Consider the following 15,237-nt stretch of genomic DNA (forward strand, 5'->3'; position numbering starts at 1 on the left):
CAGCGGTTGATGCGAGTCTCAGCCGAGCCAGCGTGGCAGCAGGATGCAGCCCCAGGTGAACAGCCACAGCAGCAGCGACAGGGAGACGGCGGCGGAGGCTGTGTCCTTGGCGACTTTGGACAACGGGTGGCGTTCGGAGCTGATGCGGTCGATCGTGGCTTCCACGGCGCTGTTCAGAAGCTCGACGATCATCACCAGCAGGGTGACGCCAATCAGCAGTGCGCGTTCGACGCCGGTCTCGCCAAGCCAGAGAGCCATTGGAATCAGGAAGATGGCCAGGCTCACCTCCTGGCGGAAGGCGGCCTCATTGCGCCAGGTGGCTAGAAGGCCCTGCCAGGAATAGTTGGTGGCATCGATCAGGCGGGGAATGCCGGTCTTGCCAGGCTTGTTGACGAATTCTTCTTGCATGACTTTTCGCTTCCGTTGCATGGACAGCTCGACTGGCGGCTGGGCCGCTCAGTCATCTGATTGTCATAAAAAAGCCCGGCGGTGCCGGGCTTTGGGTGCTTACTCGTCGAGGAAGCTTCGCAGGTGCTCAGAGCGCGACGGGTGTCGCAACTTGCGCAGCGCCTTGGCTTCGATCTGACGAATTCGCTCGCGGGTCACATCGAACTGTTTGCCCACCTCTTCCAGAGTGTGGTCGGTGTTCATGTCGATACCGAACCGCATGCGCAGAACCTTGGCTTCCCGTGCCGTCAGGCCAGAGAGCACGGAGCGTGTGGCGTCGTGCAGGCCGGTCTGGGTGGCGGTGTCCACCGGGGAAGACTGGTTCTGGTCCTCGATGAAGTCTCCCAGATGGGAATCTTCGTCGTCGCCGATGGGGGTCTCCATGGAGATCGGTTCCTTGGCGATCTTCAGGACCTTGCGCACCTTGTCTTCCGGCATTTCCATGCGCTCGCCCAGTTCTTCAGGAGTCGGCTCGCGTCCCATCTCCTGCAGCATCTGGCGGCTGATGCGGTTCAGCTTGTTGATGGTCTCGATCATGTGCACCGGGATACGGATGGTGCGGGCCTGGTCCGCGATGGAGCGGGTGATGGCCTGACGGATCCACCAGGTGGCATAGGTCGAGAACTTGTAGCCGCGACGGTATTCGAACTTGTCCACCGCCTTCATCAGGCCGATATTGCCCTCCTGAATCAGGTCCAGGAACTGCAGCCCGCGATTGGTGTACTTCTTGGCGATGGAAATAACCAGACGCAGGTTGGCCTCGACCATCTCCTTCTTGGCGCGGCGGGAGCGGGCCTCACCGATGGACATCCGGCGATTGATCTCTTTGATCTGGCCGATCTCCAGTCCGGCGCGCTCCTGGCACTGGGCCAGCTTGCGCTGGCAGCGGATGATGTCTTCGGCTACCTGGCGCAGGTTGTCGGAGTAGTCCCGCTTCTTCTTGATGATGCCGGGGATCCAGTCCTCGTTGGTCTCGTTGCCCGGGAACTCCTTGATGAAGGTCTTCCGCGGCATCTTGGCCTTCTTGATGCAGAGCGCCATGGTGGTGCGCTCCTGCAGGCGAACTTCGTCGAGGATGCTGCGGACTTCGTTGTACAGCGGATCGAACTGACGCGGCGCCAGCTTGAAGAAGCGGAAGATGTCGCCGACAGCTTCCATGGCCTCGCCGGCCTGTTTGGAGTCACGGCCGTGCTTCTTGATGGCGGCATCCGCCTTCTTCTGCGCGGCGATCAGCTTGTTCATGCGCTCGGCGAGTTCTTCCGGATCGATACCGCCGACGGTTTCCTCTTCCTCCTCGGATGAGTCATCGTCGTCATCGTCGCTGTCAGATTCTGAATCGTCGTCGCTGCTATCGGACTTGTTCTGCTGCGCAGCCTGGCCGGCCTGTGCACCCGGGGGCACATCCTCGGCCGGGTCGAGCCAGCCGGCAATGACGTCGGGGATGCGGCGCTCTTCCTTCTCGATGAGCTGGTACTCGTCGATGATCTGCTGTACCGCGCCCGGCCAGTATGCCAGCGCTGCCATCAGTTCCCGCAGGCCCTCTTCGATGCGCTTGGCAATGGCGATTTCGCCTTCGCGAGTGAGCAGCTCAACGGTGCCCATCTCGCGCATGTACATGCGCACGGGATCGGTGGTGCGGCCCACATCGGACTCGACCGCGGCCAGTGCGGCGGCGGCTTCGGCGGCGGCAATTTCATCTGCGGAGCTATCGCCCTCGGCCATCAACAACTCTTCGGCATCCGGTGCGGTTTCGTACACCTTGATGCCCATGTCATTGATCATACCGATGATGTCTTCGACCTGATCCGGATCGGAGATGTCCTCCGGCAGGTGGTCGTTAACTTCGGCGTAGGTCAGATAGCCCTGCTCTTTACCGCGGGCGATCAGTTCCTTGATGCGTGAAGTCTGTTGCTGGGTGTTGTCGGTCATGCACAACCCTGAAAGTAAGGAAAAAATACGGGACAAAGACGCGGGATTATAGCGTATTTGCGCTAGCAATAACCACTCTGGCTGTCAAGGGACAGGGGTTCGATCTGTGTGCTCTGTATTCCCGGTCCGCGTCCGCGGGTGAATGAATATGGCGGTGAGCCCTGAAATTTCAAGGCCCGCCACGGTTACTCGCGTTTGCGCTGCCAGTTTGCCAGCAGGGCCCGCTGTTCCGGGCTGAGCTGGCCGCCGGCGCTTTTCAGCTGTTCCAGCAGGCTGCGATTGCGGGCCTTCTGTTCGGCCCGCTCGAGTCTCTGCAGGCAGTCGCGAAACTCTGCCTGCGGATCGTATTCCAGTTGGGTATCTCCCTGAGCCAGCTGTCGCGCTCCGGTCACCAGTTGCGAGGAGGCCAGCTGGGCCAGAGTGTCGCAGGAATCGGCGCCGTGGTGCGCGCGCCAGTATCCGAGTAACTGGTTCAGATTGTAGTCTGGTCGTTGTTGCAACAGCGCGACCAGCTCGGCAAACAGTCGCAGATCCGGATCGCCGCTGTCGCGGAAACGATCCAGTTCATCGATCTGTTGCGCCAGCTGCGGATGATGGAGCAGCAGCGAGATCAGCATGCGTTCCGCTGGCAGCCGGTACTGGCCGCGGGGCCTTGTTTGCGGAGGCGCGGCAAAATCCGGCTCCGATTCCCCGAATGGAGGGGGCAGATCGTCGTCCGGTGCCGGTGGTATGTCTGCCGGTACGGGCACGCTGTCACCCTCAAGCGACGACGGCGCTGGTGGCGTCGGCCGCTCCTGCCTTGGGGCGGGGGCAGCAGGGGGAGTCTGTGCTCGTGTCTGCGTGGCGCGGGCTTTTTCTGCGCCGATGACTTCTTCCAGGGTTGCCCGGTCGAGCCCGGTGCGAGCTGCCAATTGCTGGAACATCAGCTGCCGGTAGACCCCCTCGGGGAGCTGGTCGAGCAGCGGGCCCGCCAGCTTCGATAGTCGGGCACGGCCATCCATAGTCTGCAGGTTGATGCCCTCGCCAAGGAGATCGAAGAGGAAATCCTCCAGCGGCCGGGCCTGCTCGTCCAGGAGTTGCTCAAAGCGCTCGCCGCCTACCTGGCGGACCAGGGTGTCGGGATCTTCGCCTTCGGGCAGCAGCAGGAAGCGCAGACTGCGCCCGTCCTGCATATGCGGTAGGGCAGCTTCCAGGGCGCGCCGCGCTGCGGTGCGGCCGGCTTTGTCGCCGTCAAAGCAGAACACCAGCTCTGCCACATGGCGGAAGGCCAGCTGGATGTGTTCTTCGCCACAGGCGGTGCCCAGCGTGGCAACCGCACAGCGGATACCGAACTGGGCCAGGGCCACCACATCCATATAGCCTTCCACGACGATCAGCCGCTTCAGGTCGCGGTTGGCCTGGCGCGCTTCCCACAGGCCGTAGAGTTCACGACTCTTGTGGAAGATGGGGGTTTCCGGCGAGTTCAGGTACTTGGGTTTCTCGTCGCCCAGAACCCGGCCACCGAAGGCGATAGGGCGCCCGCGCTGGTCCCGGATCGGGAACATGATGCGGTCGCGGAAGCGGTCGTAATGGTGGCGCCGGTCGGGTTTGGTTCTGCCGTCGCTGTCCTGGCGGCGGATGGCCAGACCGGCCTGCTCCAGCTGGTCGGCTTTTTCCGCTGTGTCTGCCAGGGCGTTGAGCAGGTTGTCCCAGCCCGGTGGGGCGAGGCCGATGCCAAAGTCCCGGGCAATCTCTCCCGAGAGGCCGCGCTGGCGGAGATAGGCTATAGCCTTCCCGGCCGAAGGGTGGCTGCGTAGCTGTTGGCGATAGAACTCTGCCGCCCGCTCGGTCAGCTGGTAGAGGGACTGGCTCTCCCGCTGGCGCTTTTCCTGGCCGGGGGCGAGCTGCTCCCGGGGTACTTCGAGGCCCATGCCTGCCGCGAGCTTTTCCACCGCTTCTGGGAATGGCAGGCGGTCGTACTCCATCAGGAAGCCGATGGCGTTGCCATTGGCGCCACAGCCAAAGCAGTAGAAGAACTGCTTGTCCGGGCTGACGGTGAAGGAGGGTGTCTTTTCGTCGTGGAAAGGGCAGCAGGCAGAGTAGTTCTTGCCGGTTTTGCGCAGTTTCACCCTGCTATCGACGATATCGACAATATCCGCCCGGGCGAGCAGATCGTCGATAAAGTGCTGGGGAATCTTGCCGGCCATAGTTGCGCTCTGGTTGGGAGGGCGGGCCCTCCCGTGTCAATGATCAGCCCAGCTGGGCCTTGACCAGCTTGCTTACTGCGCCCATGTCGGCGCGGCCCTGTACTTGTGGCTTCACCTGGGCCATCACCTTGCCCATATCGGCCATGCCGGCGGCGCCGGTATCGCGCACGGCTTCGGCGACGATTTCCGAGATCTCATCCTCGCTCAACTGCTCGGGCAGGAACTCCTGGATCACGTCGATTTCTGCCTGCTCCACGGCGGCCAGCTCCGGGCGGCCAGCTTTTTCGTACTGGGCGATGGAGTCGCGACGCTGCTTGGTCATCTTGTCCAGCAGGGCCAGGATGCGGGCGTCGTCCAGCTCGATACGCTCGTCCACCTCGATGCGTTTGATCTCCGCATTGATCAGGCGCAGCGTTGCCAGGCGCTCCTTGTCGCGGGCCTTCATGGCATCCTTGGTGGCTTGGGTGAGAGTTTCCTTGAGAGTGCTCATGACGGTATATCCGGCTATTAGGGTTGTTTTTCGGGTGACCGCAAGCATAGCGCGCCGACTCGCTGGCGCGGAAGTGCGCTGCCAATGTCTTGCCGGCCCAACGCAAAAACGGCGCGCGAGTCGGGCTCGCACGCCGTTTTTCAATACCGCACGGGATTGTGCTCCCGTCCGGCCTCTCTGTGAAAAAGCCTGGAGGCTTCTTAGTAGAGGCGCTGGAACTTGCGGTTTTCGCGCTGCAGCTTCTTAGCGTGGCGCTTAACAGCGGCAGCTGCCTTGCGCTTGCGAACAGCAGTCGGCTTCTCGTAGAACTCGCGACGACGTACTTCGGACAGTACACCGGCTTTTTCGCAGGAGCGCTTGAAGCGGCGCAGGGCGATATCGAAAGGTTCGTTGTCTTTGATTCGTACTGAGGGCATTAGAATACCTGTAAAATTCGTTTCTCTCGGCCTTTCCGGCAAATGCTCTCGCAGTTGCAATCCGGAGGCCGGTTCACAGCGAGGGCGCAAATTCTAATCACTCGGGTCGGCGATCGCAAGCCTCTTTTCCGGTATGATAGCGAGCCTTCAATGCAGTCACGAGTAGCAGAGCCTGTGCGAGTCCTCGGTATCGAAACCTCCTGCGACGAAACCGGCGTCGCGATCTACGACAGCAATAGCGGACTCCTTGGTCACGCGGTCTTCAGTCAGGTAGATCTGCACGCCGAATACGGCGGTGTGGTGCCGGAACTGGCCAGCCGCGACCATGTGCGCAAACTGCTGCCGCTGGTGCGTCAGGTCATGGCGCAGACCGGCACCTCCCCGGCTGGCCTGGATGGGATTGCCTATACCGCCGGCCCGGGGCTGGTTGGTGCGTTGATGGTGGGCGCCTGCGCCGGCCGCGCCCTGGCCTATGCCTGGAAGATCCCCGCAGTGGCCGTTCACCATATGGAGGGACATCTGCTGGCGCCGATGCTGGAGGAGAATCCGCCGGCCTTTCCCTTTGTGGCCTTGCTGGTTTCTGGCGGTCACACGCAACTGGTGGACGTCCGCGGCCTGGGTGACTATGCCCTGATGGGCGAGTCACTGGATGATGCCGCCGGTGAGGCCTTTGATAAGGCGGCCAAGATGCTCGACCTGGACTACCCGGGTGGTCCGCGGTTGGCGGCGCTGGCGGAAAAGGGCGACCCGCAGCGGTTTACCTTCCCGCGGCCCATGACCGACCGGCCCGGGCTGGACTTCAGTTTTTCCGGACTCAAAACCTATACCCTGACCACGGTGCGTGAACACGCGCTGGAGGACGGGTTGCCGGATGAGCAGACCTGTGCCGATATCGCCGCCGCCTTTCAGGAGGCTGTCGTTGATACACTGGTCATCAAATGTCGGCGCGCGATTCAGGCCTCCGGCCACAAGACGCTGGTGATCGCTGGTGGAGTTTCTGCCAACAAGCGTCTCCGCGAGCGCCTCGAGGCGCGGCTGGCGGAGGAAGGGGCCAGCGTTTATTACCCACGCCACGAGTTCTGCACTGACAACGGTGCCATGATCGCCTACGCCGGTTATTTGCGCTTGCAGGCTGGTGAGCGCACGGATCTGGCCGTAGACGTGCGGCCGCGCTGGCCCATGACGCAGTTAAATGAGATGGGGAACGGGAGTCTCGCCAACTGATGGATATCGTCTACATCCGCGACCTCAAGGTCGATACGATTATTGGTATTTACGACTGGGAGCGGGAGGTGCGCCAGACCGTCAGTCTCGACCTGGAGATGGCGTTCGATATTTCCGAGGCCGCCCGTACCGACAACATCGAGCACACCCTGAATTACAAAGCGGTGGCCAAGCGACTGATCGCCTTTATTGAGGGAAGTGAGTTTCTGTTGGTGGAGACCATGGCCCATCAGGCGGCAGCGATTGTCCGCGACGAGTTTGGCGTTTCCTGGCTGCGCCTGCGGCTCTCCAAGCCCGGGGCCGTGCGCGGTTCCCGCGATGTTGGCGTGATCATCGAGCGCGGAGAGCGGCCGCTCACCGGTGCGGCGGCGGGAGCCTGAACATGGCGCAGGTCTTTCTGAGTCTCGGCAGTAATATCGACCGCGCGAAGCATATCCGCGCCGGCCTCGATGCGCTGGCGAAGGCTTTTGGGGATTTGAACGTCTCGACGGTGTTCGAGAGCGAGGCCGTAGGCTTCGAAGGCGAGAACTTCTACAACCTCGTGGTGGGCATGCATACCGACCTGCCGGTGGGTCAGCTCGCCTCGCGCTTGCGGGAAATCGAGGATGCCAACGGTCGAGTGCGCGGTGGGGCCAAGTTCAGCGCGCGTACTTTGGATATCGATATCCTGACTTACGACGACCTGGCTGGCGAGTTCGATGGTGTAAAGCTGCCCCGCGGCGAGATCGTGAAGAATGCCTTCGTGCTGCAGCCGCTGGCCGAGCTGGTGCCAGCCCGGCGCCACCCCCTCACCGGCGAGACCTTTGCCGAGATGTGGGAGCATTACGACAAGGACAAGCAGAAACTCTGGCCAGTACACTTTTCCTGGCCCTAATTTTCAGTCTGCAGCCCCCATCGGACCTTGTGCCAATGCCGGGGCGTGGGGCTGCGGGGCCACTCACAGAGAGCAACAGCTACGCTGCGTTACAGCCAGCCGCCCACCGCATCAATGTAATCACCTGGCAGTATGTGGCCTCCCGCGAATGCCTGGTGCTTCTTGTTCTCGCTTGCAATCGCATCGTACAGGCGCAGGTTGTCCTCTTTCGAAGCATACTCATCATCATCGGCAGTGATCAGGAGAACCCCGGTTTTTTTAATCAGGCCGGCAAGGTTCTTGGGCGCCACGACAGCCGTCTTGTCGTCTATATGTGGCGGCACCATGGCGATAACCCTGTCCACTCGCGGGTCGAGAGCTGAGGCCAGTAGGGCGACCTGCGCTCCCATACTGTAACCCGCCAGGGTAAGGTGATTGCCGTCCAGGTCTGGTTGCTGCGCGATCCAGTCCATCAGAACCCGATAATCGAGGACAGTCTCCCGGATCATTGCTTCGTAGTCGCGTTTGTCTCCGAAGAAATGCAGGTTATTCATGATCGATCCCAGGGTGCGGTTGGGGTCTTTCCTGGTGCCGTGAAAGCGTGCATCGATGGCGACCACCACATAGCCTTTTTGGCTGGCCCGCTCGGTAATTTCATTCACGCGGGTCACCGTCGGGCGTCCCTTGAAGGAGTCCACCCACCAGCGCTGGTAGCCTCTCCCCATGGCCGCCATACCAACCAGTACGGGGTATTTTTCCTGTTTTACGGGCGGGTAGCTGATGCGGCCGTTGACCAGTGCCCCGTCATAGCTCCTGTAAGAAAATTCAAACAGGCCTTCGCCGATCTCTCTGAGTGACATGCCAATATCAGCTGGCGTCCGGTAAGCGTAGGACGCCAAGATTTCATCTTGGGCTAGCGGTTGTTCTTTTAACGCTATAAATGTGTACCAGAATGTGGTGAGGCAGCCGATGGCCAACCCGGCTGAAAAAATTACTCGGGTTGTAAATTTCACTTTCTTGTTCATGATTTGGTTCTCCTGATTGACAAGAGCACCCTACAGGTCGCCCGGTAAATTTCGGGTGAAATTTCCGGTCGAAGCATGTGCGATGCACTATTGTCATGACGGGGGAATGGTCGGTCCTCAGGTGGTGGGTTGTATCAGTCCATCCGGGCTGGCGGTGCACCTGTTAAGGCTCAGGACCTGATACGCTGGCTGGTCGCCGCCTGACTCACGCGAAAATACGAAGCAGGGGCGACGGCCCTGGTTACACCTTTTCCCCCTGCTGCCACTTTTTTGCCGTGGACAGCAACCGCACGATATCCGCTGCCTTGCCGGTCTGCCCCTGCATCATCGCGACAATGCCGTGCATCGCGAGTAATCGCCGGTTGATTGCCTCCTCCCCACCGCTGGCAGCCTGCTGGAATGTTTCCAGCATGGCCTTGGCGCCGGGGAGGCCATCGCTTTCATAGGCCAGCAGCAGTTCCACGGTTTTTTCTTCACCGGTAACTTTTCGCGGGACCGGTTGATAGCCCAATGTCTCCACCATTTGCTCGGCGAGTGCCCATACCGACCAGGGGTTTTGTCCGGTGACCAACCTGCCATCAGTGCTGACCTGGCGCAGGTAAGTCGGGCCCGCCTCGAACACGGCGCCGTTTTCCCGCAGCCGGGATTCGAGCATGAAGGGAAATACCTGCTTGGCATCCGGAATCAGGAACAGCTCCTCCTCGTTGGTAAAGCTGCTGATACGGCGTCCCTGCAACAACGGTACTCCGGGTTCCAGCTCTATGTCGGTAAGCGCTGCCGGTCCGTGGCAGACCGCGCCGACAACACCGCCATCGCCATAGATGGATAGCACCAGGCTATGGATATCTGTATTTCCGGGGAAGTCGAACATGGCGCCCTTGCCGCCGACAAAGAAAATGCCCCGGTAGTCATCTGCATTGGCGTTTTCTATGGGGATGCTGCCGTGCAGCTTTGCCCTCGCTTGCCGGTCATTGAGAAAAGCGTATTCGATCGGCCCCATATCGTCTCGATCGATCACCGCCGGTGGCTCCCCGCCCCGGATGCTGGCGATATCCACGGTAAAACCATTGGCCGTAAATACGTAATAGGACCGCGCGAGCTCGGTCAATTCGTAACCGGTGCCCTTGCCGTGCTCACCCATGGTTGAGGCGCTGGTCACCACCATCAGGATTCGGCCGCGGCCATCGGACGGCCGGGGTTGCTGGAGGTAGGGGATATCCCCGGGTTGTGTCTGCGCCAGGGCCTGGTGATCCGGCGGTGGTGGAATCAGGCTTTTCAGCCAGAAGCCGGCGCCAGCCAGAAGCGCCACACTGAATAAAATTGTTGTCAGGATTTTCTTGGCCATGATTGGTCTCCTTTGAATTGGGGGACCATCGTGGGGCACTAGGCGTGAAGTACGGGTGAAATCCGCAGGGAAATGTTGTGGGAAATGCATATGCATGCCCCCCCCGGGTATCAGGGAGCAGCAAAGCGGGGGGCGCTAGGCGGGATAGATGGAGATTGAGAAGAGCTGTTCCTCGCAGTTGGCCCCATAGCCCCATCCCTGCGCATTGAGAATGCGGCTTGCCAGGTACAGGCCCTGGCCGAGACCGTCACTGCCTGGTCTGCGGGTGCCGGCGTGGAAGAGGTTTTCGGTATCGGTGTTTTCCCTGGCCGGGTTGATGAAGCTCAGCCCACTGCCGCTCGTGTGAATCTTCAGTGCGGGCCCGGCGGCATGGCGAATGGCATTGTCCAGCAGGATATCCAGCAGCAGTCCGGTCAGGCGAGGGTTGCCATTGACCGGCAGCTTTTCCGGCAGTGCCAGATCCAGTTGGAAATTCTCTCCTGCTGCGATCTCGCGCCGGGCCAGCAGCCTCTCTTCCAGTAGGGGGCGCAGGTCGAAAGCGGAGCGCTCGATCGATTCGGCCCGCGCCAGTGCGAGCAGTGTGGTGACGGTCCTCTCCATGGCTGTCAGTGTCGACCAGAGTTCTTTTTTTTCACTGTCCTGTAGTTCGCGTTGCCGGGAGAGGGCAATGGTGTTGGTCGCTATGGCGAGGCCTGTGCGCAGCTCATGGCTGACATCGCGCGTAAACTCGGCTTCCCGCTGTTGGGCCTGTTGCAGCTGGTTGAGGCTGCGCTCTAGCGTTCGCGCCAGGAAGCCGATCTCGTCCTGGTTACCGGTGGCGGAAAGTAGGACTGGCTGTCGGTCATTGTGTTGCTGTTCCACTTCCCGGGCGAGGCCCAGTAGTGGGCGGATGGTGCGGGTGGCCAGTCGGTGTGCTAGCCACAGGGCCAGAGCAGTGGTGGTGAGCAGTACCGCCAGTAACAACCATACGAGACGGCCGGACTGGCGCGATACCGTTAACAGGTTGCCCACGTCCGCAGCGAGTACCGGCCAACCGTCGAGTTCCAGCCGCCGCAGGTGGTAATGCTGTTCCCCGCTAACAAACAGCTCGGCGCTTTTCCGGCCGTCTGCCAGGGCAACCTGGAAGTTGTCTGGAGCATCGTCGGTCGAGGCGTACAGGGAAAAATTGGGCAGTCGTGGTGCCGGCAGGGTGCCGCGGGTATGGAATTGTTGCTCGATATACCGGGCTTCGTCCGATATCAGGTTGTCGAGCAGCTGGTCCTCGATGACGTAAGCCGCCAGGATCCCGATACCGGTATAAACCAGGCAGAGCGCCAGGGTTAAGCTGCCGAAGACCGTGAACACCCGTCGTTGCAGGCTCCGCTGCGGTTGTTCAGTCTTCACCGGGCTGCTCCAGCCGGTAGCCGATGTTGCTGATGGTGCGCAGCATGGGATCCGGGAATGGCCGGTCCAACTGGCGCCGCAAGCTGTAAATATGGGATTTCAATGCGTCGCTGTCCGGCGGGTTGTCACCCCAGATGCGATGGCTGAGTTCCGCGCGGCTCAGTGGGTCGGGATAGGCGCAGGCCAGTTCCCAGAGGATGCTGGATGTAATGGCGGTGAGCCTGAGAGGCTGGCCATCGCGTTCCGCCTCGCGCCCGCGCCCGCGGACCTGCAGTGTGCCGATGCGGATCTCGTCCTTGCGGTGCAGCTCCCGGCGCCGTACCAGGGCTCTGCAGCGCAGTGCCAGCTCGCGCGGGTCGAAGGGCTTGCAGAGATAGTCGTCGGCGCCCGAATGGAAGCCCCGGGCCTTGTCATCGAAGGCATCGCGGGCGGTGAGCATCAATACCGGAGCGGTGACAGTGGCGCGCTTGCGGAACTCACGACACAGCTCCACACCGTCCATGTCCGGCAGGTTGAGGTCCAGCAGGATCAGATCGTAAATCTCTTCAAGCGCCAGTTGCAGGCCCAGTCGCCCGTTACCGGCAAAATCCACATTCCAGCCGTGCCCCTCGAGGAATTCGCCGGTCTGGCGGGCAAGGGTGGGATTGTCTTCGACCAGGAGTATCTTGAGGTTGTTCACCGGGGCTGTCCGATTGGCGAGATGGAAAGGCATTGTCGCAACATGCCGGTGAAATTGCAGTGAAAGACGGTCGGGCCGCGCAGGTCGGGCCGCGCAGGTCGGGCCGCGTAGGTCGGGCCGCGCAGGTCAGGATGCCCTCGGCCTGGTCAAATCAGATATTCAGGCTGCGCCCGCCATCCACGGCAATCACCTGTCCGCTAATATAAGACGGCTCGCTGATCAGGAAGCGCACCGTCCTGGCGATATCTGTTTCGCTGCCGGTACGGCCCAGCGGAATACGCGACAGCGTCCGTGCCTTGGCTTCTTCGTCCACGTCTTCTTGTTCCGGCCACAGGATAGCGCCGGGCGCCACGCCGTTGACCCGTACCTTCGGGGCCAGCTCCAGTGCCAGACTCTTGGTTAGCATGACCAGTCCTGCCTTGGCGGCACAGTAAATGGTGTGTTGGGGCATCGGCCGTTCGGCGTGGATGTCGATCATGTTGATGATCGAACCGCTGTTTTCAGTCAGGCTTGGTGTGAGTGCCTGGCTTAGGAAGAAAGGCGCCTTGAGGTTGCTGCCTACCAATTGGTCCCAGTCCCGCTCGTCGGCCTTGCCTACAGGCGTCGGATAAAAGGATGAGGCGTTGTTGACCAGCACGTCGACTCCACCCCAGAGTTCACACGCATGCTGAGCCAGCTGCTCGCAGCCGGCGGCGCTGTCCAGGTCGCTCTGCAGGGCAGCGGCGGAGTCCGGTCGCTGTTCATTCAATTCACGTACCAGCCGCTGGGCGGCGGAGGCGGAGCGCCGGTAATGAATGATGATGCGGTGATCGCGATGCAGCTCACGGGCGATAGCCCGGCCAAGTCGCGCGGCGGCGCCGGTGATCAGGACATTACGCATGATATTCCTCCTTGACCCTGGCGATAGCTTCTATGCGGGCACGGTCCAGCGCCTTGCCCAGTTCTGCGCCCTCGAAGCCCTGCTCGATCAGGGGTTGCGGTGACACCTCGGCCGCGGCACTCCGTGCTGTGCGCAGGAAATCCACCTGCGGATACTCCCGGTCTTCCAGCCCCTCCCGTCCGCGAGCGTCCGCTTCGCAGGCCTGCAGGAAGTCGTCAAATCGGTGCGGACGGCGCAGGGCGTCCAGTGCGCGGAACATTTTCATGATGGTCTGCGGACGCAGTTCGAAGGCGCGGTGCGTGTGCAGGTGGTACTCACACACCCCCGCCGCCAATGCCGCGAGTTCCTTGGGGACGCGCCAGCGGCGACAGACATCCCTCACCAGTGGAAGGCCGGCCTTTTCGTGGCCGCGGTGGCTCGGCAGAACCTCTTCTGGGGTAATGCCCTTACCCAGGTCATGCAGCAGAACCGCGAAGCGCACCGGTAATTCAGCAGGGGCAGCCTTCAGAGCCAGCAGCAGGTGCTTGCCGGTGTCGATCTCGGGGTGATGCAGAGGCGGTTGCGGGACCCCAAACAGGCGGTCCACCTCCGGGAGCAGTATCTTTAGTGCGCCGCATTCGCGTAGCACCAGTATGAATACATCCGGATCCGGCTCCGTCAGTGCGCGACTGATCTCTTTCCATACCCTTTCCGCCACCAGGTGTTCGACTTCCCCGGCTGCCACCATCTGGCGCATCAGTGCCATTGTGTCTTCCGAGACAGTGAAGCCCAGGTGGTGGTAGCGGGCGGCAAAGCGGGCGACCCGCAGAATGCGGAGTGGATCTTCGGCAAACGCGGGCGAGACATGGCGCAGTTGGCGAGCCTCAAGATCGGCGCGGCCGCCATAGGGGTCGATCAGTTCTCCGCTTTCACTTTCCGCCATCGCATTGATGGTGAGGTCGCGGCGCAACAGGTCCTGCTCCAGTGTCACGTCCGGCGCCGCGTGCACACTGAAGCCGCCGTAACCATGCCCGCTCTTGCGCTCAGTACGCGCCAGCGCGTACTCCTCGCTGGTCTCGGGGTGGAGAAAAACCGGGAAGTCTTTGCCGACCGGGGTGTAGCCCAGCGCCTTCATGCGGGATTCGTCAGCGCCGACAACGACCCAGTCGCGTTCGTGTATTGGGCGGCCGAGTAGTTTGTCGCGGACGGCACCGCCTACCAGGTAGGTTTTCATGCTAGGGGCCCCGCTGGCGGGGAGAAGAGGGGCCGGTGGGTACCGAGTACAGCCATAAATCCATCTATGCCGGCTTTGACCGCGGACAGCGGTATGAAAAGGAGTGCGGGATTTTGGCAAGATAAAAAAAAGGCCCCGAAAAAACAAGGGGGCCCAGGGTCTTAGGGTATTCGTGTTGGGAGGGGTGTTTGCCATTCCTGTCGGCGGCCAAATGGCGGCGCCTGACGGAAAAGTAAACATGCAATCCGGGACTAAGACCTGCGTCGCCGGAAGTTGTGACCATTTTATTTAACCTGTCTTACCTGTCAACTGTACCTTAGCGTTTTTTATTGAGGGGTTGCCGATCTGCTTCGTCAATACTCTATAAAGCCGAGTTTCAGCCTGGTTTTGCAGGTTTCGGCAGCATAATTTATAAGGGTGCCCGGTGTTGGCAGGATAAATTCGCGCTAGGCTGCTTGTTTGCGTCGATAGTTGCGGTGGTTTTTATCCGGGGTACCTGTCAGTGTTTGCAGGATGTTTGGGGGAATTCTAAAAATGAACGAACTGCATGTGCTCACAACCGGCGAAGCAGCACGCTACTGCGGGGTCAATTTCCGCACCGTGATTCGCTGGATTGAGCGGGGGCAGCTCAAAGCCTACAAATTGCCGGGTCGTGGAGACCACCGGATCTGCGTCGAGGATTTCGTGGGGTTCCTGCGGGATAACGCCATGCCGGTGCCAAGCGAACTGGCGGTCGCCAGTCGTAAGGTGCTCCTGCTGACCGCAGATCCGGAGATTGCTGGAACCGGCCGCCAGGGTCTGCAGCAGGCGGGATGTGAAGTGGAAGTGGCCGGGGATAGCTTTGTAGCCGGTACTATGATGGCGGCCTGCAAGCCGGCGCTACTGGTACTGGATGCCAACCTGAGCCAGCTGAACGGTTTCCAGATCCTCGATCACCTGCGATCCCGCAGTGAATTCGCCAATATGCATGCGGTAGTCGTGGCGCCTGCCAATGACCACAATCAGCAGCGCTGGCTCGATGCTGGTGCCGATGCAGTGGTGACCACCCCTGTTGATCGCAACGAGCTAGTGGCCAAGGTCAAATTGCTGCTGGAAATCTGATTTCCAGCTTTCGCCGGGGCGGCCGCTCGTGCCGCGCCTGCTGTCTTCCTGGTGTACTCCGACGCC

At 61.1% G+C, this 15,237-nt stretch carries 15 protein-coding genes; 4 read left to right on the forward strand and 11 right to left on the reverse strand.

Going from position 1 to position 15,237, the window contains the following annotated elements; translation table 11 throughout:
• Nucleotides 1-18 precede the first annotated feature (18 nt).
• The 5 genes from AUP74_RS06305 to rpsU all read right to left on the reverse strand — a co-directional run bounded on the left by AUP74_RS06305 (nucleotide 19) and on the right by rpsU (nucleotide 5,468).
• Nucleotides 19-408 (reverse strand): diacylglycerol kinase, encoded by a 390-nt coding sequence (locus AUP74_RS06305; protein WP_083260852.1) that lies wholly within the window; start codon nucleotides 406-408, stop codon nucleotides 19-21.
• A 99-nt stretch (nucleotides 409-507) separates the two neighbouring features.
• Entirely contained in the window at nucleotides 508-2,376 is a 1,869-nt protein-coding gene (rpoD, locus tag AUP74_RS06310; RefSeq protein ID WP_069946841.1) for an RNA polymerase sigma factor RpoD, read from the reverse strand.
• 185 nt (nucleotides 2,377-2,561) lie between these two features.
• Entirely contained in the window at nucleotides 2,562-4,562 is a 2,001-nt protein-coding gene (gene dnaG / locus AUP74_RS06315; protein WP_069946842.1) for a DNA primase, read from the reverse strand.
• A gap of 43 nt (nucleotides 4,563-4,605) precedes the next feature.
• On the reverse strand, nucleotides 4,606-5,052 hold the full coding sequence (locus tag AUP74_RS06320) for a GatB/YqeY domain-containing protein (protein WP_069946843.1): 447 nt from the start codon (nucleotides 5,050-5,052) through the stop codon (nucleotides 4,606-4,608).
• Between the two features lie 200 nt (nucleotides 5,053-5,252).
• Nucleotides 5,253-5,468 (reverse strand): 30S ribosomal protein S21, encoded by a 216-nt coding sequence (gene rpsU, locus AUP74_RS06325; protein WP_020411530.1) that lies wholly within the window; start codon nucleotides 5,466-5,468, stop codon nucleotides 5,253-5,255.
• Between the two features lie 174 nt (nucleotides 5,469-5,642).
• Here rpsU and tsaD point away from each other — a divergent pair, with 174 nt between their 5' ends.
• The 3 genes from tsaD to folK are packed head-to-tail and all read left to right on the forward strand — an operon-like array spanning nucleotide 5,643 to nucleotide 7,566.
• Nucleotides 5,643-6,692, forward strand: a complete 1,050-nt coding sequence (gene tsaD / locus AUP74_RS06330; RefSeq protein WP_069946844.1) for a tRNA (adenosine(37)-N6)-threonylcarbamoyltransferase complex transferase subunit TsaD — start codon at nucleotides 5,643-5,645, stop codon at nucleotides 6,690-6,692.
• Nucleotides 6,692-7,072, forward strand: coding sequence for a dihydroneopterin aldolase (folB, locus tag AUP74_RS06335; RefSeq protein ID WP_069946845.1), 381 nt, complete (start codon nucleotides 6,692-6,694; stop codon nucleotides 7,070-7,072). The genes tsaD and folB overlap by 1 nt, the downstream gene beginning before the upstream one ends.
• 2 nt (nucleotides 7,073-7,074) lie before the next feature.
• The gene (folK, locus tag AUP74_RS06340) at nucleotides 7,075-7,566 is read left to right on the forward strand and encodes a 2-amino-4-hydroxy-6-hydroxymethyldihydropteridine diphosphokinase (protein WP_069946846.1); all 492 of its coding nucleotides are present in this window, start codon (nucleotides 7,075-7,077) and stop codon (nucleotides 7,564-7,566) included.
• Nucleotides 7,567-7,655: 89 nt separating this feature from the next.
• On the opposite strand, the gene AUP74_RS06345 is transcribed toward folK, so the two are convergent.
• From AUP74_RS06345 to AUP74_RS06370, 6 genes are all read right to left on the reverse strand, one after another.
• Complete coding sequence (locus tag AUP74_RS06345) at nucleotides 7,656-8,570, reverse strand: dienelactone hydrolase family protein (RefSeq protein WP_069946847.1); 915 nt, start codon at nucleotides 8,568-8,570, stop codon at nucleotides 7,656-7,658.
• A 241-nt stretch (nucleotides 8,571-8,811) separates the two neighbouring features.
• Nucleotides 8,812-9,915: a type 1 glutamine amidotransferase domain-containing protein gene (locus tag AUP74_RS06350; protein ID WP_069946848.1), complete on the reverse strand. Its 1,104-nt coding sequence runs from the start codon at nucleotides 9,913-9,915 to the stop codon at nucleotides 8,812-8,814.
• Between the two features lie 135 nt (nucleotides 9,916-10,050).
• The gene (locus AUP74_RS06355; protein ID WP_158514545.1) at nucleotides 10,051-11,298 is read right to left on the reverse strand and encodes a histidine kinase; all 1,248 of its coding nucleotides are present in this window, start codon (nucleotides 11,296-11,298) and stop codon (nucleotides 10,051-10,053) included.
• Nucleotides 11,288-11,977: a response regulator transcription factor gene (locus AUP74_RS06360; RefSeq protein ID WP_083261097.1), complete on the reverse strand. Its 690-nt coding sequence runs from the start codon at nucleotides 11,975-11,977 to the stop codon at nucleotides 11,288-11,290. The genes AUP74_RS06355 and AUP74_RS06360 overlap by 11 nt, the downstream gene beginning before the upstream one ends.
• A gap of 151 nt (nucleotides 11,978-12,128) precedes the next feature.
• A complete protein-coding gene (locus tag AUP74_RS06365; RefSeq protein ID WP_069946851.1) occupies nucleotides 12,129-12,857 on the reverse strand; it encodes a pteridine reductase in 729 nt (242 codons plus the stop codon).
• A complete protein-coding gene (locus AUP74_RS06370) occupies nucleotides 12,850-14,070 on the reverse strand; it encodes a multifunctional CCA addition/repair protein (RefSeq protein ID WP_069946852.1) in 1,221 nt (406 codons plus the stop codon). The genes AUP74_RS06365 and AUP74_RS06370 overlap by 8 nt, the downstream gene beginning before the upstream one ends.
• A gap of 534 nt (nucleotides 14,071-14,604) precedes the next feature.
• Here AUP74_RS06370 and AUP74_RS06375 point away from each other — a divergent pair.
• Entirely contained in the window at nucleotides 14,605-15,171 is a 567-nt protein-coding gene (locus AUP74_RS06375; protein ID WP_069946853.1) for a response regulator, read from the forward strand.
• The last annotated feature ends 66 nt before the right edge of the window (nucleotides 15,172-15,237 follow it).

Origin of the sequence: Microbulbifer aggregans (assembly GCF_001750105.1) — a bacterium.
Classification (GTDB): Bacteria; Pseudomonadota; Gammaproteobacteria; order Pseudomonadales; family Cellvibrionaceae; genus Microbulbifer; species Microbulbifer aggregans.